At 71.2% G+C, this 16,267-nt stretch carries 14 protein-coding genes, 2 tRNA genes and 1 pseudogene; 5 read left to right on the forward strand and 12 right to left on the reverse strand.

Annotated elements, in window-relative coordinates; translation table 11 throughout:
- Window positions 1-18 precede the first annotated feature (18 nt).
- The gene (gene leuS / locus ACRAKF_RS13925) at window positions 19-2,919 is read right to left on the reverse strand and encodes a leucine--tRNA ligase (protein WP_447037381.1); all 2,901 of its coding nucleotides are present in this window, start codon (window positions 2,917-2,919) and stop codon (window positions 19-21) included.
- 397 nt (window positions 2,920-3,316) lie between these two features.
- On the opposite strand from leuS, the gene ACRAKF_RS13930 reads away from it, so the two are divergent.
- Window positions 3,317-4,369: a hypothetical protein gene (locus tag ACRAKF_RS13930; protein ID WP_447037382.1), complete on the forward strand. Its 1,053-nt coding sequence runs from the start codon at window positions 3,317-3,319 to the stop codon at window positions 4,367-4,369.
- Entirely contained in the window at window positions 4,366-5,958 is a 1,593-nt protein-coding gene (locus tag ACRAKF_RS13935) for an NADH-ubiquinone oxidoreductase-F iron-sulfur binding region domain-containing protein (RefSeq protein ID WP_447037383.1), read from the forward strand. Before ACRAKF_RS13930 ends, ACRAKF_RS13935 begins: the two co-directional genes overlap by 4 nt.
- A 134-nt stretch (window positions 5,959-6,092) precedes the next feature.
- On the opposite strand, the gene ACRAKF_RS13940 is transcribed toward ACRAKF_RS13935, so the two are convergent.
- A tRNA-Ala gene (locus ACRAKF_RS13940) sits at window positions 6,093-6,165 on the reverse strand.
- Between the two features lie 121 nt (window positions 6,166-6,286).
- Here ACRAKF_RS13940 and ACRAKF_RS13945 point away from each other — a divergent pair.
- Complete coding sequence (locus ACRAKF_RS13945) at window positions 6,287-7,504, forward strand: glycosyltransferase 87 family protein (RefSeq protein WP_447037385.1); 1,218 nt, start codon at window positions 6,287-6,289, stop codon at window positions 7,502-7,504.
- Here the strand turns inward: ACRAKF_RS13945 and ACRAKF_RS13950 are convergent.
- The 3 genes from ACRAKF_RS13950 to ACRAKF_RS13960 all read right to left on the reverse strand — a co-directional run bounded on the left by ACRAKF_RS13950 (window position 7,473) and on the right by ACRAKF_RS13960 (window position 9,441).
- Window positions 7,473-7,706 carry a hypothetical protein gene (locus tag ACRAKF_RS13950; protein WP_062773809.1) on the reverse strand — a complete coding sequence of 78 codons (234 nt, stop codon included), beginning with the start codon at window positions 7,704-7,706 and terminating at the stop codon, window positions 7,473-7,475. The two genes, ACRAKF_RS13945 and ACRAKF_RS13950, sit on opposite strands and share 32 nt — an antisense overlap.
- Before the next feature lie 3 nt (window positions 7,707-7,709).
- The gene (locus tag ACRAKF_RS13955) at window positions 7,710-7,892 is read right to left on the reverse strand and encodes a hypothetical protein (protein WP_447037386.1); all 183 of its coding nucleotides are present in this window, start codon (window positions 7,890-7,892) and stop codon (window positions 7,710-7,712) included.
- 70 nt (window positions 7,893-7,962) lie between these two features.
- Window positions 7,963-9,441 carry an MFS transporter gene (locus ACRAKF_RS13960; protein WP_447037388.1) on the reverse strand — a complete coding sequence of 493 codons (1,479 nt, stop codon included), beginning with the start codon at window positions 9,439-9,441 and terminating at the stop codon, window positions 7,963-7,965.
- 66 nt (window positions 9,442-9,507) lie between these two features.
- Between ACRAKF_RS13960 and ACRAKF_RS13965 the strand changes: the two are divergent.
- Window positions 9,508-10,215 (forward strand): annotated as a pseudogene (locus tag ACRAKF_RS13965) (helix-turn-helix transcriptional regulator); the annotation flags it as partial.
- Window positions 10,216-10,263: 48 nt separating this feature from the next.
- Here ACRAKF_RS13965 and ACRAKF_RS13970 read toward each other — a convergent pair.
- The 7 genes from ACRAKF_RS13970 to ACRAKF_RS14000 form a co-directional block, all read right to left on the reverse strand.
- A tRNA-Ala gene (locus ACRAKF_RS13970) sits at window positions 10,264-10,336 on the reverse strand.
- A 124-nt stretch (window positions 10,337-10,460) separates the two neighbouring features.
- A complete protein-coding gene (locus tag ACRAKF_RS13975) occupies window positions 10,461-11,102 on the reverse strand; it encodes a histidine phosphatase family protein (RefSeq protein ID WP_447037389.1) in 642 nt (213 codons plus the stop codon).
- Window positions 11,099-11,542: a ribosome silencing factor gene (gene rsfS / locus ACRAKF_RS13980; protein ID WP_447037390.1), complete on the reverse strand. Its 444-nt coding sequence runs from the start codon at window positions 11,540-11,542 to the stop codon at window positions 11,099-11,101. Before rsfS ends, ACRAKF_RS13975 begins: the two co-directional genes overlap by 4 nt.
- Before the next feature lie 201 nt (window positions 11,543-11,743).
- Window positions 11,744-13,507 carry an LCP family protein gene (locus ACRAKF_RS13985; protein WP_447041973.1) on the reverse strand — a complete coding sequence of 588 codons (1,764 nt, stop codon included), beginning with the start codon at window positions 13,505-13,507 and terminating at the stop codon, window positions 11,744-11,746.
- Window positions 13,508-13,652: 145 nt separating this feature from the next.
- On the reverse strand, window positions 13,653-14,291 hold the full coding sequence (gene nadD / locus ACRAKF_RS13990) for a nicotinate-nucleotide adenylyltransferase (protein ID WP_447037392.1): 639 nt from the start codon (window positions 14,289-14,291) through the stop codon (window positions 13,653-13,655).
- Window positions 14,292-14,612: 321 nt separating this feature from the next.
- Window positions 14,613-14,777 (reverse strand): hypothetical protein, encoded by a 165-nt coding sequence (locus tag ACRAKF_RS13995; protein WP_447037393.1) that lies wholly within the window; start codon window positions 14,775-14,777, stop codon window positions 14,613-14,615.
- Window positions 14,778-14,863: 86 nt separating this feature from the next.
- The gene (locus ACRAKF_RS14000) at window positions 14,864-15,055 is read right to left on the reverse strand and encodes a hypothetical protein (RefSeq protein WP_447042312.1); all 192 of its coding nucleotides are present in this window, start codon (window positions 15,053-15,055) and stop codon (window positions 14,864-14,866) included.
- A 99-nt stretch (window positions 15,056-15,154) separates the two neighbouring features.
- Here ACRAKF_RS14000 and ACRAKF_RS14005 point away from each other — a divergent pair, with 99 nt between their 5' ends.
- Window positions 15,155-16,264 (forward strand): M48 family metallopeptidase, encoded by a 1,110-nt coding sequence (locus tag ACRAKF_RS14005; RefSeq protein ID WP_447037395.1) that lies wholly within the window; start codon window positions 15,155-15,157, stop codon window positions 16,262-16,264.
- Window positions 16,265-16,267: the final 3 nt, after the last annotated feature.

Here is a 16,267-nt window from a genome sequence, read left to right on the forward strand (position 1 = left end):
CCCTCGGGGCGGTTCCGGCTACGCGGGGACGATATTCACCAGCTTCGGCGCCCGCACGATGACCTTGCGGATGCCGGCGCCGTCCAGCGCGGCGACGACCCTGTCGTCGGCCAGGGCCATCTGCTCCAGCTCCTCGTCGGAGATGGCGGGAGAGACCTCCAGGCGTGCCTTGACCTTGCCCTTGATCTGCACGACGCAGGTCACGGCCTCGTCCACGACGTACGCCGGGTCGGCGACGGGGAAGTCGTGGTGGACGACGGAGTCGGTGCGGCCCAGCTTGCGCCACAGCTCCTCGGCGATGTGCGGGGCCAGCGGCGCGATCAGCAGCACCAGGCGCTCGGCGACCGAGCGCGGCACCGGCCCCGCGGCCTTGGTCAGGTGGTTGTTCAGCTCGGTGATCTTGGCGATGGCGGTGTTGAACCGCATGCCGTCCAGGTCCTGGCGCACGCCGTCGATCGCCTTGTGCAGGGCGCGCAGGGTGGCCTCGTCGATGTCGGCCTCGGCGGTGTCCGCGACGGTGACCTCACCGGTCGACTCGTCGATGATCAGACGCCACAGCCGCTGCAACAGGCGGTACTGGCCGACGACGGCGCGGGTGTCCCAGGGGCGGGAGACGTCCAGGGGACCCATCGCCATCTCGTACAGGCGCAGGGTGTCCGCGCCGTACTCGTCGCAGATCTCGTCCGGGGTGACGGCGTTCTTCAGGGACTTGCCCATCTTGCCCAGCTCGCGCTTGACCGGCTCGCCCTCGAAGAAGAACGTGCCGTCGCGCTCCTCGACCTCGGGCGCGGGCACCGGGAAGCCGCGGCTGTCCCGGTAGACGTAGGCCTGGATCATGCCCTGGTTGTACAGCTTGTGGAACGGCTCGGCCGAAGAGATGTGCCCCAGGTCGAACAGGACCTTGGACCAGAAGCGCGCGTACAGCAGGTGGAGGACGGCGTGTTCGGCGCCGCCCACGTACAGGTCGACGCCACCGGTCGGCCGGTCCTCCCGCGGGCCCATCCAGTACTGCTCGACGGCCGGGTCGACCAGCTTCCGGTCGTTGTGGGGGTCCAGGTAGCGCAGCTCGTACCAGCAGGAACCGGCCCAGTTGGGCATGGTGTTGGTCTCGCGGCGGTACTTCTTGGGGCCGTCGCCCAGGTCCAGCGTGACGTTGACCCAGTCGTCGTTGCGGGACAGCGGCGTCTCCGGGGAGGTGTCCGCGTCGTCCGGGTCGAAGGTGCGCGGGGAGTAGTCCTCGACCTCCGGCAGCTCCAGGGGCAGCATGGACTCGGGCAGCGAGTGGGCGACGCCGTCCTCGTCGTAGACGATCGGGAAGGGCTCGCCCCAGTAGCGCTGGCGGCTGAACAGCCAGTCGCGCAGCCGGAAGTTGACGGTGCCCTCGCCGATGCCGCGCGTGGCCAGCCAGCCGGTGATGCGGGCCTTGCCCGTGGTGACGTCCAGGCCGTCCAGGGAGATCTCCTGGTTCGCGGAGTTGATCAGCTTCGCCTCGTAGGAGGAGAAGGCGTCGTCCCACGTGGCGGTGTCGGTGCCGCGGCCGTCCGACGGCTCGACCACGCAGCGCATCGGCAGGCCGAAGGCGCGCGCGAAGGCGAAGTCGCGGCTGTCGTGGGCGGGGACGGCCATGATCGCGCCGGTGCCGTAGCCCATCAGGACGTAGTCGGCGATGAAGACGGGGACCTGCTCGCCGCTGACCGGGTTGGTGGCGTAGACGCCGGTGAAGACGCCGGTCTTCTCCTTGGCGTCGGCCTGGCGCTCCACGTCGGACTTGGCCGCGGCGCTCGCGCGGTACGCGGTGACGGCCTCGGCGGGCGTGGCGTGGCCGCCGGTCCAGGTCTCGTGGGTGCCCTCCGGCCAGGCGGCGGGCACGACCTTGTCGACCAGCTCGTGCTCGGGCGCCAGGACCATGTAGGTGGCGCCGAACAGGGTGTCCTGGCGGGTGGTGAAGACGGTGATGGCGTCGCCCTCGGTGCCCACGGGGAAGCTCACGCGGGCGCCTTCGGAGCGGCCGATCCAGTTGCGCTGCTGCAGCTTGATGGCCTCGGGCCAGTCCAGCCCGTCCAGGTCGTCGAGCAGCCGGTCGGCGTAGGCGGTGATGCGCATGTTCCACTGGCGCAGCTTGGCCTTGAAGACGGGGAAGTTGCCGCGCTCGGAGCGGCCGTCGGCGGTGACCTCCTCGTTGGCCAGGACGGTGCCCAGGCCGGGGCACCAGTTGACGGGTGCGTCGGAGGCGTAGGCCAGGCGGTACTCGCCCAGGATCTCCGCGCGCTCGGTGGCGTCCAGCTCGTCCCACGCGCGCGTGGTGCCCGGTACGGGGCGCTCACCGCTGGTGAACTGGGCGACCAGGTCGGCGATCGGGCGGGCCTTCTGGGCGTCGGCGTCGTACCAGGAGTTGAAGATCTGGACGAAGATCCACTGGGTCCACTTGTAGTACTCGGGGTCGATCGAGGCGAACGAACGCCGCTTGTCGTGCCCCAGACCCAGCGCGCGCAGCTGGGTCTTCATGTTCGCGATGTTGGCCTCGGTGGAGACCCGGGGGTGGGTGCCCGTCTGCACGGCGTACTGCTCGGCGGGCAGGCCGAAGGCGTCGAAGCCCAGGGTGTGCAGGACGTTGTGGCCCGTCATGCGCTGGAAGCGGGCGAAGACGTCCGTGGCGATGTAGCCCAGCGGGTGGCCGACGTGCAGGCCCGCACCCGAGGGGTACGGGAACATGTCCATGATGAACTTCCTGGGCCGGTCGACCAGCGCGGCCTCCGCCTCGTCCCGTGCGGCCATGTCACCGCTGGGGTTCGGCGCCTCGTAGGTGCCCTCGGCGTCCCAGAAGTCCTGCCAGCGTGCCTCGATCTCAGCGGCCAGGGCGGCCGTGTAGCGGTGCGGCGCGGCCACCTCGGAGGCGGCAGCAGAATTCGTCTCGCTCATGATCCTCAAAGCTCCATCGATCGTCTCTGCCTGCGGAATTGACCGTGCGGGTCAAATGAAAAAGCCCCTCGCACAGGAGGGGACGCCGCGCCGATTCCAACCGCGGTTCACCGACGGTCGGGACTGATCAACGCGGCCCGCTAAGCAGAAGGCGTACGGCACGCATGGCGTCAGGGTACCGCAGCCCTCCCGCACCCCGCGACGAGCTTCCCCGGGCGGGCCTCCCGACCGTGGATCTTCACCCTTGGCCAAGGGTTACTCGGCGTACCGCCCACTATCGGGGCAACACCAAGAGCAGATAGCGCTTTGGTAACGACGCAATAACTCAAACCTCGTACCCACCGGTATGGAGCGACTTAGCATGCGGCGGGAACCGAACCCTTTCGGAGCCGCCCCCATGAACCCTCTGCACCCTCATCGCCGGAGCCGAGTTCTCGCCGCCGGCGCCATGCTCCTGATACCCCTGCTCGTCTTCGCGGGCAGTGACGGTTTCCGCGCCGCCCTGGACTTCACGACCGGCGTCCTGTGCCTGGTCTCCCTCACCGCGGCCGTGGTCTGGGGCCTGGTCGCCACCGACCGCCTCTTCCTCCGCTCCCGCCAGCGGCTGCTCGCCCAGGCCGTGCACCGCGCCACCGCGGTCGCCTCGGTGGGCTTCCTGCTGCTGCACGGCACCGTCAAGGTCGCGCTCGACCACGTGTCGCTCCTCGGCGCCCTGGTGCCCTTCGGGCTCGGCGTCTCCGGCAGCGCCGGGCTGATCGGCCTGGGCTCGCTCGCGGGCCTCCTCATGGTGGTCACGAGCGTCACCGGAGCCCTGCGCAGCGCCTTCGCCTCTCCCGCCCGGGTCGCGTCGCGCTGGCGGTCGCTGCACATGCTCGCCTACCCCGCCTGGTGTGCCTCGCTCACGCACGGCCTGTACGCGGGCCGCCAGCCGAAGCCCTGGGTGGTCGCCCTGTACTGCCTGTGTCTCATCGCGGTCGCCGGAGCCGTCGCCCTGCGCGCCGCGCCACCGCCGGTCAAGCGGAAGGTCGCCGCCCGCATCCTGGCCCTGCTCGAACCGGGACATGGCACACCGTCCCGAAAACGGCCTCCCGCGCGGGACACCGTTTCCGCCCCGCTGCCGGGCACGGTCACCGACGTCGCGACCGACCCCGGCCCCGTGGTCGGCATCTCCGCGGCCTACCGCGCACTGGCCACCACGCCGCCTCTGTACCCGCCGGGGCCCCCGCCGCGCGCCGAGCCCGCCGAGCGCTGGCCCGCGCCATCGCCGCCCCCTCCCGCCGAGTCCCCCTACGTGGCGCCCCCGCCCACCTACGACACCGCACCCCAGCCCGTGTACGAGCCCTACGACCCCGCGTACGACAGTGGCTCCGCCACCGAGCCGCTGCCAGGGCCCTTCCAGGCCCCCAGCTCGGGCGAGCCCTGGAACGCCGCCACCGGAGGCCACCCGTGAACACGTCGCTGCCCGACGTCCCCGAGGTCCGCGTCGTCGGCCTGCCCCTGCTCACGTCCGGCTTCGACCTGGTCGAACGCCTCGATCTGACGATGCACCTGAAGGTGCACGGGCCCCTCGAACCGATGGCGGGCGAGGCTCTCGCCGGACTCGCCGAGCAGATCGAGCTGCGCGGCAGGGGTGGCGCGGGCTTCCCCTTCGCGCGCAAGCTGCGCTCCGTCGCGGAGGCGGCGATACGGCGCGGCGTACGTCCCGTGGTGGTCGTCAACGGCAGCGAGGACGAGCCGGCCTGCCGCAAGGACACCGTCCTGATCAACCGCGCCCCGCACCTCATCCTGGACGGCGCCCTGCTCGCGGCCGAGGCCCTCGGCGCCCGGACGCTCGTCATCGGCGTGACCCGCGACTCGACCGAGGCCTCGATGCGCACCGCCCTCGCCGAGCGCGGCCTGGGCAACCGCCGCGGCGCCGCACTACGCGCGCGCGTGCAGCGCAATCCGATGCGCATGGTCACCGGGGAGTCCTCCGCGCTGGTCCGCTCCGCCGACGGCGGGCCCGCGCTGCCGCCGGGCCGCAAGGTGCGCACCTCCGACTCCGGGGTGGGCGGCGCCCCCACGCTGCTCTCGAACGCCGAGACGTTCGCCCAGCTCGCGATCGCCGCACGGCTCGGCGCGGACCGCTACTGCCGCACCGGTCTGCACGACGAGCCCGGCACGGTCCTGCTGACCCTCTCCGGAGCGGTCGCGCGGCCGATGGTCGTGGAGGTGTCCACCGGCGTCCCGCTGCGGTACGTGCTCCAGCTCGCCGGCGCTCCCGCGCTGCCCCAGGGCGTGCTCACCGGCGGCTACCACGGCAAGTGGCTCGACAGCGTCACCGCGCACGAGGCGGTCGTCTCCAGGGCCTCGCTGGACGCCTGCGGAGGCGCGCTCGGCGCCGGGGCGATCCTGCCGATCGGCGAGTCGACCTGCCCGCTCGGCGAGTCGTTGCGCGTCGCGCACTGGCTGGCCGCGGAGAGCTCGGGGCAGTGCGGGCCCTGCTATCTCGGCCTCCCCGCGGCGGCCCGCGGCCTCGCGGACGTCCTCAATGGGGGCGGCCCCACCGCCCTGGAGGCGCTGCGTGAGGTGACCAGAGCCGTGAAGCGGCGCGGCGCCTGCAAGCATCCGGACGGCACGGCAGCCTTTCTGGAGTCGACGATCGCGGCGTTCACCGACGACCTCGCGGCGCACGTCCTCGGTGACGGCTGTGGCCGCCCGGTGGAAGGTGTCCTGCCCCTCCAGACGGAGGCTCCGCGGGGTGAGGCGCCCAGCGGCCGCAAGCTGGCCGTCGACTGGACGCTCTGCCAGGGCCATGGGCTGTGCGCGGACATCGTCCCCGAGCTGCTCCAACTCGGCCCCGACGGCTTCCCCTCGGTGGCGGAAGCCTCCGTACCGCGCTACTCCGAAGCGCGTGCTGCGCGCGCGGTGCGGCGCTGTCCCGCGCTCGCCCTGCGCATCGAGGAGGACCCGAAGGCGGCGCCACGGCGGCTTCCCGCACTGCCCGCCGCGCTGCCGCCCGGCCGGGGACGCAGGGCACTCGGCAGCGGACGGCAGTAACAAGTAGGGCCACGCCCACGAAAACGACGACAAGGAAGACGACGACAAGGAAGAAAGGAAGAGACGCGAACAAGAAGAGAGACGGCACACAAGAAGCGGGCCACCCGATCCGGGTGACCCGCTTCCATTTACTGTGGAGCTAAGGAGAATTGAACTCCTGACCTCCTGCATGCCATGCAGGCGCTCTACCAACTGAGCTATAGCCCCTTGCCTGTCCGCCCGGTTTCCCCGGCGGCTCCGCCAACATTACACGGTCATCCCCGTGCTCCACCAAATCGTTTCCGGTCTGCACCGGTACAGCCCGATTCGGCCGGTACTGTCAGCCCCCGTGACCGTGATCGCGCTCGCCGCCACCCGCCGCCGCGTCCCCGTGGCCGCCGGGGCCTGCCTGCTGTCCTTCACGGCCTTCTGGCTCGCCCAGCGTGCCGCCGACGTCTCCATGATCGACCTGATGGTCTACCGGGCCGAGGGCGAGACCGTGCGCGCGGGAGGCGACCTCTACGCGCTGCGCACCACCGAAGCGCACCTGCCCACCACTTACCCCCCGTTCGCCGCGCTCCTGTTCACTCCGCTGACGCTCCTGGACGTCCCGGACATACGCGTTCTCACGACGCTGGGGAACCTGCTCCTGCTCGTCGTGTTCGTGGGGCTCTCCCTGCGGCTCATCGGCGGTGACGCGCGCCACGCGCGCGTGCGGACCGCCCTCGGCCTGTCCGCGGTCGCCGTCTGGTGCGAGCCGGTATGGACGACGCTGCGGTACGGACAGATCAATCTGCTGCTCGGCGTCCTCGTCCTGTGGGACCTCTCCCGGCGCCCCGGCCACCGCTGGGCCGGCGTGGGCATCGGGATCGCCGCGGCGATCAAGCTCACGCCCGCGCTCTTCGTCGTGTTCCTCCTCCTGACCGGGACCGCCGAGGCCCTGCGGCGCGGCCCGTGGCGGCCCGCCGTGCGGCACGCGTGCGTGGCGGCCGTCTCGTTCGCCGGGGCGACGCTCCTCGCGGCCGCCGTGCTGCCCCGCGACTCGTGGCGGTTCTGGACCCGCATGGTCTTCGAGGCCGGCCGGGTCGGCCTGACGGAGGACACCGCGAACCAGTCGCTGCGGGGCGTCCTCGCCCGGCTGCTGCACACCGCCGAGCCCGGCGTCTGGTGGGCGGCAGCGGCCGCGGTGAGCTGCGCGTGCGGTCTCGCGGTCGCGGTGGCGGCGGCGCTGCGCGGGGAGCGGGCGTGGGCCGCGCTCTGCTGCGCGGTGACGGCCCTCCTGGTCAGCCCGGTGTCGTGGTCGCACCACTGGGTGTGGTGCGTGCCGATGCTGCTGCTTCTGGGCGCCGATGCGGTGCGACGGGGTGGGCGGGGGCGCTGGGCGGTGACCGGGGGCGCCTCGCTGGTCTTCGTCTCGTACGCCCTGTGGTGGGTGCCGCACGGTGCGGGACGGCTCGAACTCGGCCAGAATTATGGCCAGATGTTGCTGTCCGCCCTCTACGTGGTGACCGCTTTCGGGTTTCTGCTGATCGGGGTCAGGCGGTCGCGAACGAGTAGAACCGCTTGAGGGTGCAGTGCTCGTCGAGCAGCCGGCCGTAGATCGGCTCCCCTTCGAGCTCTCGGTAGGTCTCGATGGGGTCGCCTTTTATGATCAGCGCCCGGGCACATTCCTCGCACCAGTACTGGTACTCGTCGTTGACCGGTTCCATGTCGCGGACGATCGGTGTGCCGCTGTCACACCAGTCGCATTTCCGCCTGTGTGCACCCATCGATCAGCTCCAGCTGTGGCCGCAGGCGGTACACACGTACGAGACTCCGCCGTTGTCACCGAGTACTTGGGCGACATGGGACGAGCCGCAGGAAGGGCAGTTGAGGAGCGTGCGGCGCCCGGCACGTTCTCGCATCGCCGCCTCGCCGGAGAGGCGGTCGCCCTCTCCGATGATGCTCGCGGGCATCGCGCTCTCCCTCCCGTCGGGCTGCGTCCCCTTCCGGCCGTCCGATTCTGCCACGGCCTGAGCGACACGGTCAGCGACGCCGTCGTACCAGTCCGGACACGGCACCCAGTGCGGCCACTGAGGCGAGCGCGTATGCGCACACCAGGAGCGCGTCCGCCGATGAATACGCCCCCCGGGCCCCTGACGACTCAAGCCGGTGCAAGAAGAGCGCTCCGAAACAGGCGACTCCGGTCAACTGGCCGATTTGCGTGACCGTCGCGAGCAGACCGCTGGCGTCCGCCGCGTCCTCGGCGCGCACCGTCGCGAGCGCCCGCGTCAGCGTCGGGCCGAAACCGAGGGAGAGTCCGGCGCCCACGCCCACGAAAGCCACGTACAGCCAGAGCCCGCCGTCGCCGCCGTCACGCAGCAGCAGGCCCACGGCGGCCGTCGCCACCGCGGTCAGCGCGAAGCCGCCGGGGATCAGTGCCCGTTGCACCGGCTGGGGCCAGCGCCGCCACGTCAGTCCGACCGCGCCGAAGACGACGGCGGTCGGCCCGAAGGTGAGCCCGGCCCGCAGCGCGCTGTATCCGAGGCCTCCCTGGATGTGCAGGGTGAGCGCGAAGAGGAAGCCCGCGTTCACGGCCATCACGGCGGCGATGCGGAAGACGGCGAGCCCCATGCCCGGCGACCGCAGGAGCCGCGGCGCCATCAGCGGCGCCCCGCCCCGCCGGGCGAGACGGGACTCGTACGCGCAGAACAGGGTGAAGAGGACCACTGCCGCGACCAGCGAGAGCCAGGACCACAGCGGCCAGCCCTCCTCCTGCCCGAGGACCAGCGGCACGGTGAAGAGCGAGACCGCGGCGCCGAGCAGCACGAGACCCGGCAGGTCGAACCCGCGAGCCCGCCCGGCCGCGCGCGCCGCGGCGTCGTCGCGCGGCAGCACACGGGCCGCGAGGGCGAGCAGGACCACGCCGACCGGCACGTTCACCAGGAAGACCGGCCGCCAGCCGGTGCCGAAGAGGTCGGCGCTGACGAGGACACCGCCCAGCACCTGTCCGGCGGCGGCGCCGGTGGCGAGGACGGCCGAGTACGCGCCGAGCGCCTTGATCCGCGCCTCGCCGGCGAAGTTGCGCTGGATCAGGCTGAGCACCTGCGGGATGAGGACCGCCGAGCCGGCCCCTTGCAGCAGCCGGAAGGCGATCAACTCCCCCGTCCCCTGCGCGAGTCCGCATGCCAGCGAGGCGACGGTGAAGACGGCGAGGCCGAAGAGGTACACCCGCCGGTGCCCCAGGCGGTCACCGAGCCGGGCGCCGGTGATCAGCAGGACGGCGTACGTGATGGTGTAGCCGGCGATGACGAGCTGCAATCCGGCGCCGGACGCGTGCAGTTCGGACTGGATGGTCGGCGCCGCGACGTTCACGATGAACACGTCGAGCAGCGCCATGAACTGGGCGGCCAGCACGACCGCGAGCAGCCGTCCGCGCCGATTGTCAGTGCCGGGGGCTTTACTGGTCGTGGGAGTTGGACCGGGAGTCGGACCCGCGGGGGCGGGTGAGGTGGTCGTCGTCATGCCGTCGAGCGTGCGGGCGATCCGGTACGGGTGACGAGAGCCCGCCGATGCTGGTACCGACAGCAAACCTGGTACACCTGGTTGGAGCAGGGCCGACCGATCAACGCGTCGCCGCAGGTCCTGGACGCCGTGGCGCGCACGCTGCGCCTGGGCCGGCCGGAGCGCGAGCATCTGTACCACCTGGCCGAGGTGCCCTACGAGCCGGATCCGGAGGCCGTGGTGGCCGTGGTGGGCCCGGAGGTCCAGGACGTCATCGACGCGATGGACCCCCTCCCCGCGGTGGTCTACAACGCGCGGTACGACATCCTCGCCACCAACCCCGCGTACCGGGACCTCTTCCTGATCCCGCGGAGCGCCGAGGTGGGCGTCCCGAATGTGCTGTGGTCGCTGTTCACCGTCCCCGAGGTGGAGTGCCCGCTGGTCTTCCGCGACTCGGAACTGCCGGTGATGGTGGCGACCCTGCGCAACGCGTACGGCCGGCATGTGGGCGAGCCCGAGTGGGAGGGCTTCATCCACCGGCTCTCCGCCGCGAGCCCGTACTTCGCCGAGCTATGGGCGAGCGGGAACGTCATACCGCCCGGCCCCCGGGTGAAGACGTTCCGGCACAAGGCGATAGGCGAGCTGCGCATGGCCTCGGTCTCCCTGAGCGTCAACGGCATGCCGGAGTGCCGGATCGTCGCCTACACCCCGGACGACGAGGAGAGCAGACGCCAGACCATGGAACTGCACGGGCGAAGGGCTGCGCGGGCGAAGGGCTGCATGGGCGAAGGGTGAGCGCATGAAAAAACCCGCCCCCTGACGGGGACGGGATTTCCGGAACTGTGGAGCTAAGGAGAATTGAACTCCTGACCTCCTGCATGCCATGCAGGCGCTCTACCAACTGAGCTATAGCCCCTTGCGTTCTTCCCGCTCGGCGGGCGAACAAGAAGAACTTTAGCCTGCGACCAGCCGGAATGTGAAATCCGGGTGCCGGTGCCCGCCGCGAGCCGTCCGGCCGACGTCACGGGCGTCCGGGGCGCTCAGTCGTCGTCGCCGAGCACCGGTTCCGGCAGGGTGCCTGCGTTGTGCTCGAGCAGGCGCCAGCCGCGCGCGCCCTGGCCGAGGACCGACCAGCAGCAGTTGGAGAGACCGCCGAGACCTTCCCAGTGGTGGGAGTCCAGACCGAGGAGGCGACCGATGGTGGTGCGGATGGTGCCGCCGTGGCTGACGACGACCAGCGTGCCGTTGTCCGGCAGCTTCTCGGCATGGCGCAGGACGATCGGCGCCGCCCGGTCGGCGACCTCGGTCTCCAGCTCACCGCCGCCCCGGCGCACCGACTCGCCGCGCTTCCACGCGTCGTACTGGTCGCCGAAGCGCGCGATGATCTCGTCGTGCGTCAGGCCCTGCCACTTGCCCGCGTACGTCTCCCGCAGGCCTTCCTCATGGGTGACGGGGAGGCCGGTGATGGCCGCCAGCTCGTCCGCCGTGGCCGCCGCCCGCTTGAGGTCGGACGCCACGATGGCGTCCGGCTTCAGGGAGGCGAGCAGCCGGGCGGCGCGCTTGGCCTGGCCGGTGCCGGTCTCGGTCAGCTCGATGTCCGTGGAGCCCTGGAAGCGGCGCTCAAGGTTCCAGGACGTCTGGCCGTGCCGCCACAGGATGACCCGGCAGCCGCGGTTGCTCACCGAAACTCACCGTCCAGGTCCGCCTCCTCGGCGGCACGCTGCTCGGCGTGCTCGGCGGCCTTGCCGCGGGTCGCCGTGGCTTCCTCGGGAAGCGCGATCTCGGGGCAGTCCTTCCACAGGCGTTCGAGGGCGTAGAAGACACGCTCCTCGCTGTGCTGGACGTGCACCACGATGTCGACGTAGTCGAGGAGGATCCAGCGGGCGTCGCGGTCGCCCTCGCGGCGGACCGGCTTGGCGCCGAGCTGCTTGCTGAGCTGTTCCTCGATCTCGTCGACGATCGACTTGACCTGGCGGTCGTTGGGCGCGGAGGCGAGCAGGAAGGCGTCCGTGATCGACAGCACGTCGCTGACGTCGTACGCGATGATGTCGTGCGCGAGCTTGTCGGCAGCCGCCTGGGCGGCGACGTTGATGAGCTCGATGGAGCGGTCCGTGGCGGTCACTGGTGAGCTTTCCTTCAGATGGTCAAGACACCCCAAGGGTCTCACGGACAGCCGACGGAGCCCCAGACGATTACGTCACGGCTCCGCCGGCCCCGGCTCGTACCCGTCCGGCACGGCCCCGCGGCCTTGTCCGGCACGGCCGCCCGGCCTTGTCCGGTACGGCTCCGCATGCCCGTGCGGCTCGGTTTCGACGGCCGGTCCTCACTCCGTCTCGTAGTCCTGGCCGAGCACCACGGACACGTCGGCGTTCGCGGTCGTCTTGCCCTTGCGGACGGCGCCGGCGGGCAGGCCGAGGGTCTTGGCGACCTCGGTGGCCTGCGACTTCTTGGCCGCGTCGGCGTAGATGACCTGCGAGGCCGGCTGGGCAGCGGAGTCCGTGCCGCCGTCGACGAAGGCGTAGCCGCCGTTGACCAGGGTGACGCGGGCCTCCTGGGCCGCACCCTTGCTGCCGGAGGCGTTCTTGACGCCCACGCGCACGGCCGCGCCCTCCTCCGGGCTCCGGGCGGCGCCGCCGAGGATGTCCTTGACCACGCTGTCCCCGGTCTTCTCGGTCAGCGTGCCGTCCTGCTGCACCGGGAGGAGCGTCGTCTTGTAGTCGCCGCCCTTGGCCCGGTCGGCGAGCTTGGCGAGGAAGGCGCCGAGGTCCTTCTCCTTGAGCGACGGGTCGAGGATCTGCGCGAGTGACTCGACGGTGGTGGTGGCCGCCTTCGCGTCGGACGACAGCTTGCGCAGGATGCCCTGCATGACCTGGCCGAAGCGGTTGAGCTGCGCGGCCTCGGTCTCGCCGGAACCGCGGTGGGTGGCGTAGGCGACGGCCATCGGGCCGCTGAGGGTCTGCTGCTCGCCCTTCCTGACCAGCGGGGCCTCGCCCTTCTTGGCCTTGGGGTCGGGCACATCGGCGTCGGTGTCGACGTCGATGTTGCCGACGAGCTCGACGAGGTTCTGCAGATACGGCGTGTCGAGCCGCCAGGTGCCCTCGACCTCGGTGCCGAGGGCCGTGTCGATCGACTCACGGGTGCCGGTCGAGCCGTCGTCGTCGACGGACTTGCCGAGCGTGGTCGCCGAGCCGTTGTCGTCCGAGACGGCGAGGGAGTTCGGGATCAGTACGGTCGCGCCCTGCCCCGTGGTGGCGTTGTTCACCAGGAGCGCGGTGGACGTGCCGCCGCCCTTGGTGTTGTGCAGGTGGACGACGATCACGTCACGCTTCTGCGGGCCGCTCGCCGCCGCGGCGCCGCCGTCGCCGCCCGACTGGCCCGGCAGCTTGCCGGCGAACCACAGGTAGCCGACACCGCCCGCGATCACCAGTGCGAGGACGACGACGAGCGCGACGACGCGGGAGCGCCCGCGTCGCTTGGCCTCCTCGCGCCGCTCGGTACGGCTCTCGGTGAACTTCAGCCAGTCGATGACGTCCTCGGAGTCCTCGTCCGGCTCCTCGATGAACGAGAACTGCTCGGTCTTGTACTCGGGATGCGCTTCGGGCTGCGCCTCGCGCTGCGGCGCGGCGCTCGGCCCCGCCGGGACGGACCCGGCAGGCGTAGGCCCGGCTTCGGCCACACCCTGCGCCCGCGCCGCCCGCGCCGCCCGCGCCTCCCGCGCCTCCCGCCGCGACTGCTGCTGGGGCTGCTGGGGCTGCTGGGGCTGCTGGGGCTGCTGGGGCTCAGCCTGTGGCCCTTGCTGCTGCTCAGGGATCCACCCGGCGTCCCGCGTCACACCGGTGCCGTACCCGGCCCCCCCGGCGTTGTCGTACGAGGTCCCGGCGCCGTACGCGTCAGGCGTCGACGTCGTCCCCGTGCCGTAGGCATGCGCGTCGTAGCCCTGCTGCTGCCCGCCCCCGTAGGGGTCGTACCCGTACCCCTGAGGCTGCTGGTACTGCGGAGCCTGCTCCTGGTACCCGGAAGCCTGCTGCTGGGGCTGCTGATGCTGCTGGGGCCGGCGGGACTGCTGCTGAGGCACCTGCTGGTACACCGGCTGCCCATACTCGTCGTACCCGACGACCTGGTACTGATCCTGGTACTGATCAGCCGCGTACTCGCCCGCGTACTCGCCCGCATACGGGTCGCTGCCCGCATAAGGGTCGTACTGTCGGTCGTTCACCGGTGCCCCTCTCGGCTCATTCGCCGCGGTACAGCTCGCGCTTATCGATATAACGCACCACGCCGTCGGGCACCAGGTACCAGACGGGGTCGCCCTTGTGGACCCTCGCGCGGCAGTCGGTGGACGAGATGGCCAGGGCGGGTACCTCCACGAGGGAGACGCCGCCCTTGGGCAGCCCGGGGTCGGTCAGCGTGTGGCCTGGCCGGGTGACCCCGATGAAGTGCGCGAGGGAGAACAGCTCTTCCGTGTCCCGCCAGGTGAGGATCTGGCCGAGCGCGTCCGCGCCCGTGATGAAGAAGAGGTCCGTGTCGGGGTTGAGGGCACGCAGGTCGCGCAGCGTGTCCGTGGTGTAGGTCGCGCCGCCGCGGTCGAGGTCGATGCGGCTCACCGAGAACTGCGGGTTCTCGGCGGTCGCGATGACCGTCATCAGATAGCGGTCCTCGGCGGGTGACACCTGCTTGTCGCTCTTCTGCCACGGCTGCCCGGTCGGCACGAACACCACCTCGTCGAGGTGGAACTGCGCGGCGACCTCACTGGCCGCCACCAGGTGTCCGTGGTGGATCGGGTCGAACGTGCCGCCCATGACGCCGAGGCGGCGCTTGCCGTTGGCTGCCGGACCGGTCTCCGGACCGGTGGGCATGTCCTGCTCTCCCATGCGTGCAGACCCTACCGGCCCGGTCGACGGGCTCGGCCCGGGCGGTGCCCTGCCGAAGCCCCCGGGCAGGACGGCTCAACGGCCCCGGCGTACGGGAACGTACGCGCGCAGCAGCCCCGCACGGGCACGCGCGCAGCAACCCGCACGGGCACGCACGTAGAAGCCCCGCACAGGCACGCACGCAGCAACCCGCACGGGCACACACTCAGCAGCTCCTACGGGCAGCATCCACGCAGCAGCCCGCACGGGAACATGCGCAACGCTCCCCTACGGGAACCCGCTTACGGGAACCCGCTCAGCGGCCCCGCACGGGCACCGTGCTCAGCGGTCCCGGTTGAAGCGCGTGGTGATCCACAGGAGCAGCAGCAGGGCGAGGAACGCGCCACCGCCGGTCAGGAAGGGGCTCAGGCTCGTGTGCTCGCCGCCGTGCTCGCCGCCCTCGGAGGCGAGAGTGACCAGCTGGGCGGCGTTGGCGTGGAGGCTCATCTCAGGCAGGACCTATCCGGGGGAGGGATGGACATAAGAACTTCCGGGCCATCGTAAGCGTGGGCGCTTCTCCGGCTCACGCCGACTCAGCTGTTGCGGTCCTCGTCGGCGCCCCGGCGGTACCCGCGCAGCAGGAACCAGCCCCCGAGGACGCAGCCGACGACCATGACGATCAGCACGATCCGCAGCAGATTGCCCGGCCCCTGCTGTCCGGCGGCCTTGGCCGCCTCCGTGAGCCAGTCGGCCCCGGTGTTGTACTCCATGGGATCCATGGCCATGACGGATGACTCCTTCTGTGTGCTGCCCTGTCACGGTATCTCCGCCTAGGCTGGGCCCCACCTCGGGGGCATCGGAGGACGACACATGGGGGAATCGGCATGACCGACGACAACCACCACGACGGCGGCACAGCCGGCGGCACGGGCGGCGGCACGGGCGGCGAAGGCCACGAGCACGTGCCCAGCCGGCAGCGCAGGCGTTTCCCCGGCATCTCGTCGCGCGCCTACGAGCACCCCGCGGACCGCTCGGCCCTGGTGGCCCTGCGCAAGCTCAGCGGCTTCGACACGGTCTTCAAGGCGCTCAGCGGCCTGCTGCCCGAGCGCAGTCTGCGGCTGCTCTTCCTGTCCGACTCCGTACGGGTCTCGGACGCGCAGTTCGCGCACCTCAACACCATGCTGCGGGACGCCTGCTACATCCTGGACCTGGAGAAGGTCCCGCCGATGTACGTGAACCAGGACCCGAATCCGAACGCGATGTGCATCGGCCTCGACGAGCCGATCATCGTGGTGACGACGGGCCTCGTCGAGCTGCTCGACGAGGAGGAGATGCGGGCGGTCGTCGGCCACGAGGTGGGCCACGCGCTGTCGGGCCACGCCGTGTACCGCACGATCCTGCTGTTCCTCACCAACCTCGCGCTGAAGGTCGCGTGGATCCCGCTCGGCAACGTCGCGATCATGGCGATCGTGACGGCGCTGCGCGAGTGGTTCCGCAAGTCCGAGCTCTCGGCGGACCGCGCGGGGCTCCTCGTGGGACAGGACCTGCGGTGCTCCATGCGCGGCCTGATGAAGCTCGCGGGCGGCAACCACCTGCACGAGATGAACGTGGACGCGTTCCTGGAGCAGGCCGAGGAGTACGAGGCCGGGGGCGACCTGCGCGACTCGGTGCTGAAGATCCTCAACGTGCTGCCGCGCACGCACCCCTTCGCCACGGTGCGGGCCGCCGAGCTGAAGAAGTGGGGCGAGTCCCGCGACTTCCAGCGGATCATGGACGGGCACTACCCGCGCCGGGACGAGGACGGGGACACCTCCGTCTCCGACTCCTTCCGGCAGTCGGCCTCCGCCTACGCGGACGACGTGCGCAACAGCAAGGACCCGCTGATGAAGCTGGTCAGCGACATCGCGGGCGGCGCGGGCGACCTCGGCGGCAAGCTGCGGGGCAGGTTCACCGGCCAGGGCGGCGGCTCCGAGGGCCCCGCCGACCCGAAGTAGCGG

It is taken from the genome of Streptomyces sp. DSM 118878 (assembly GCF_052936595.1).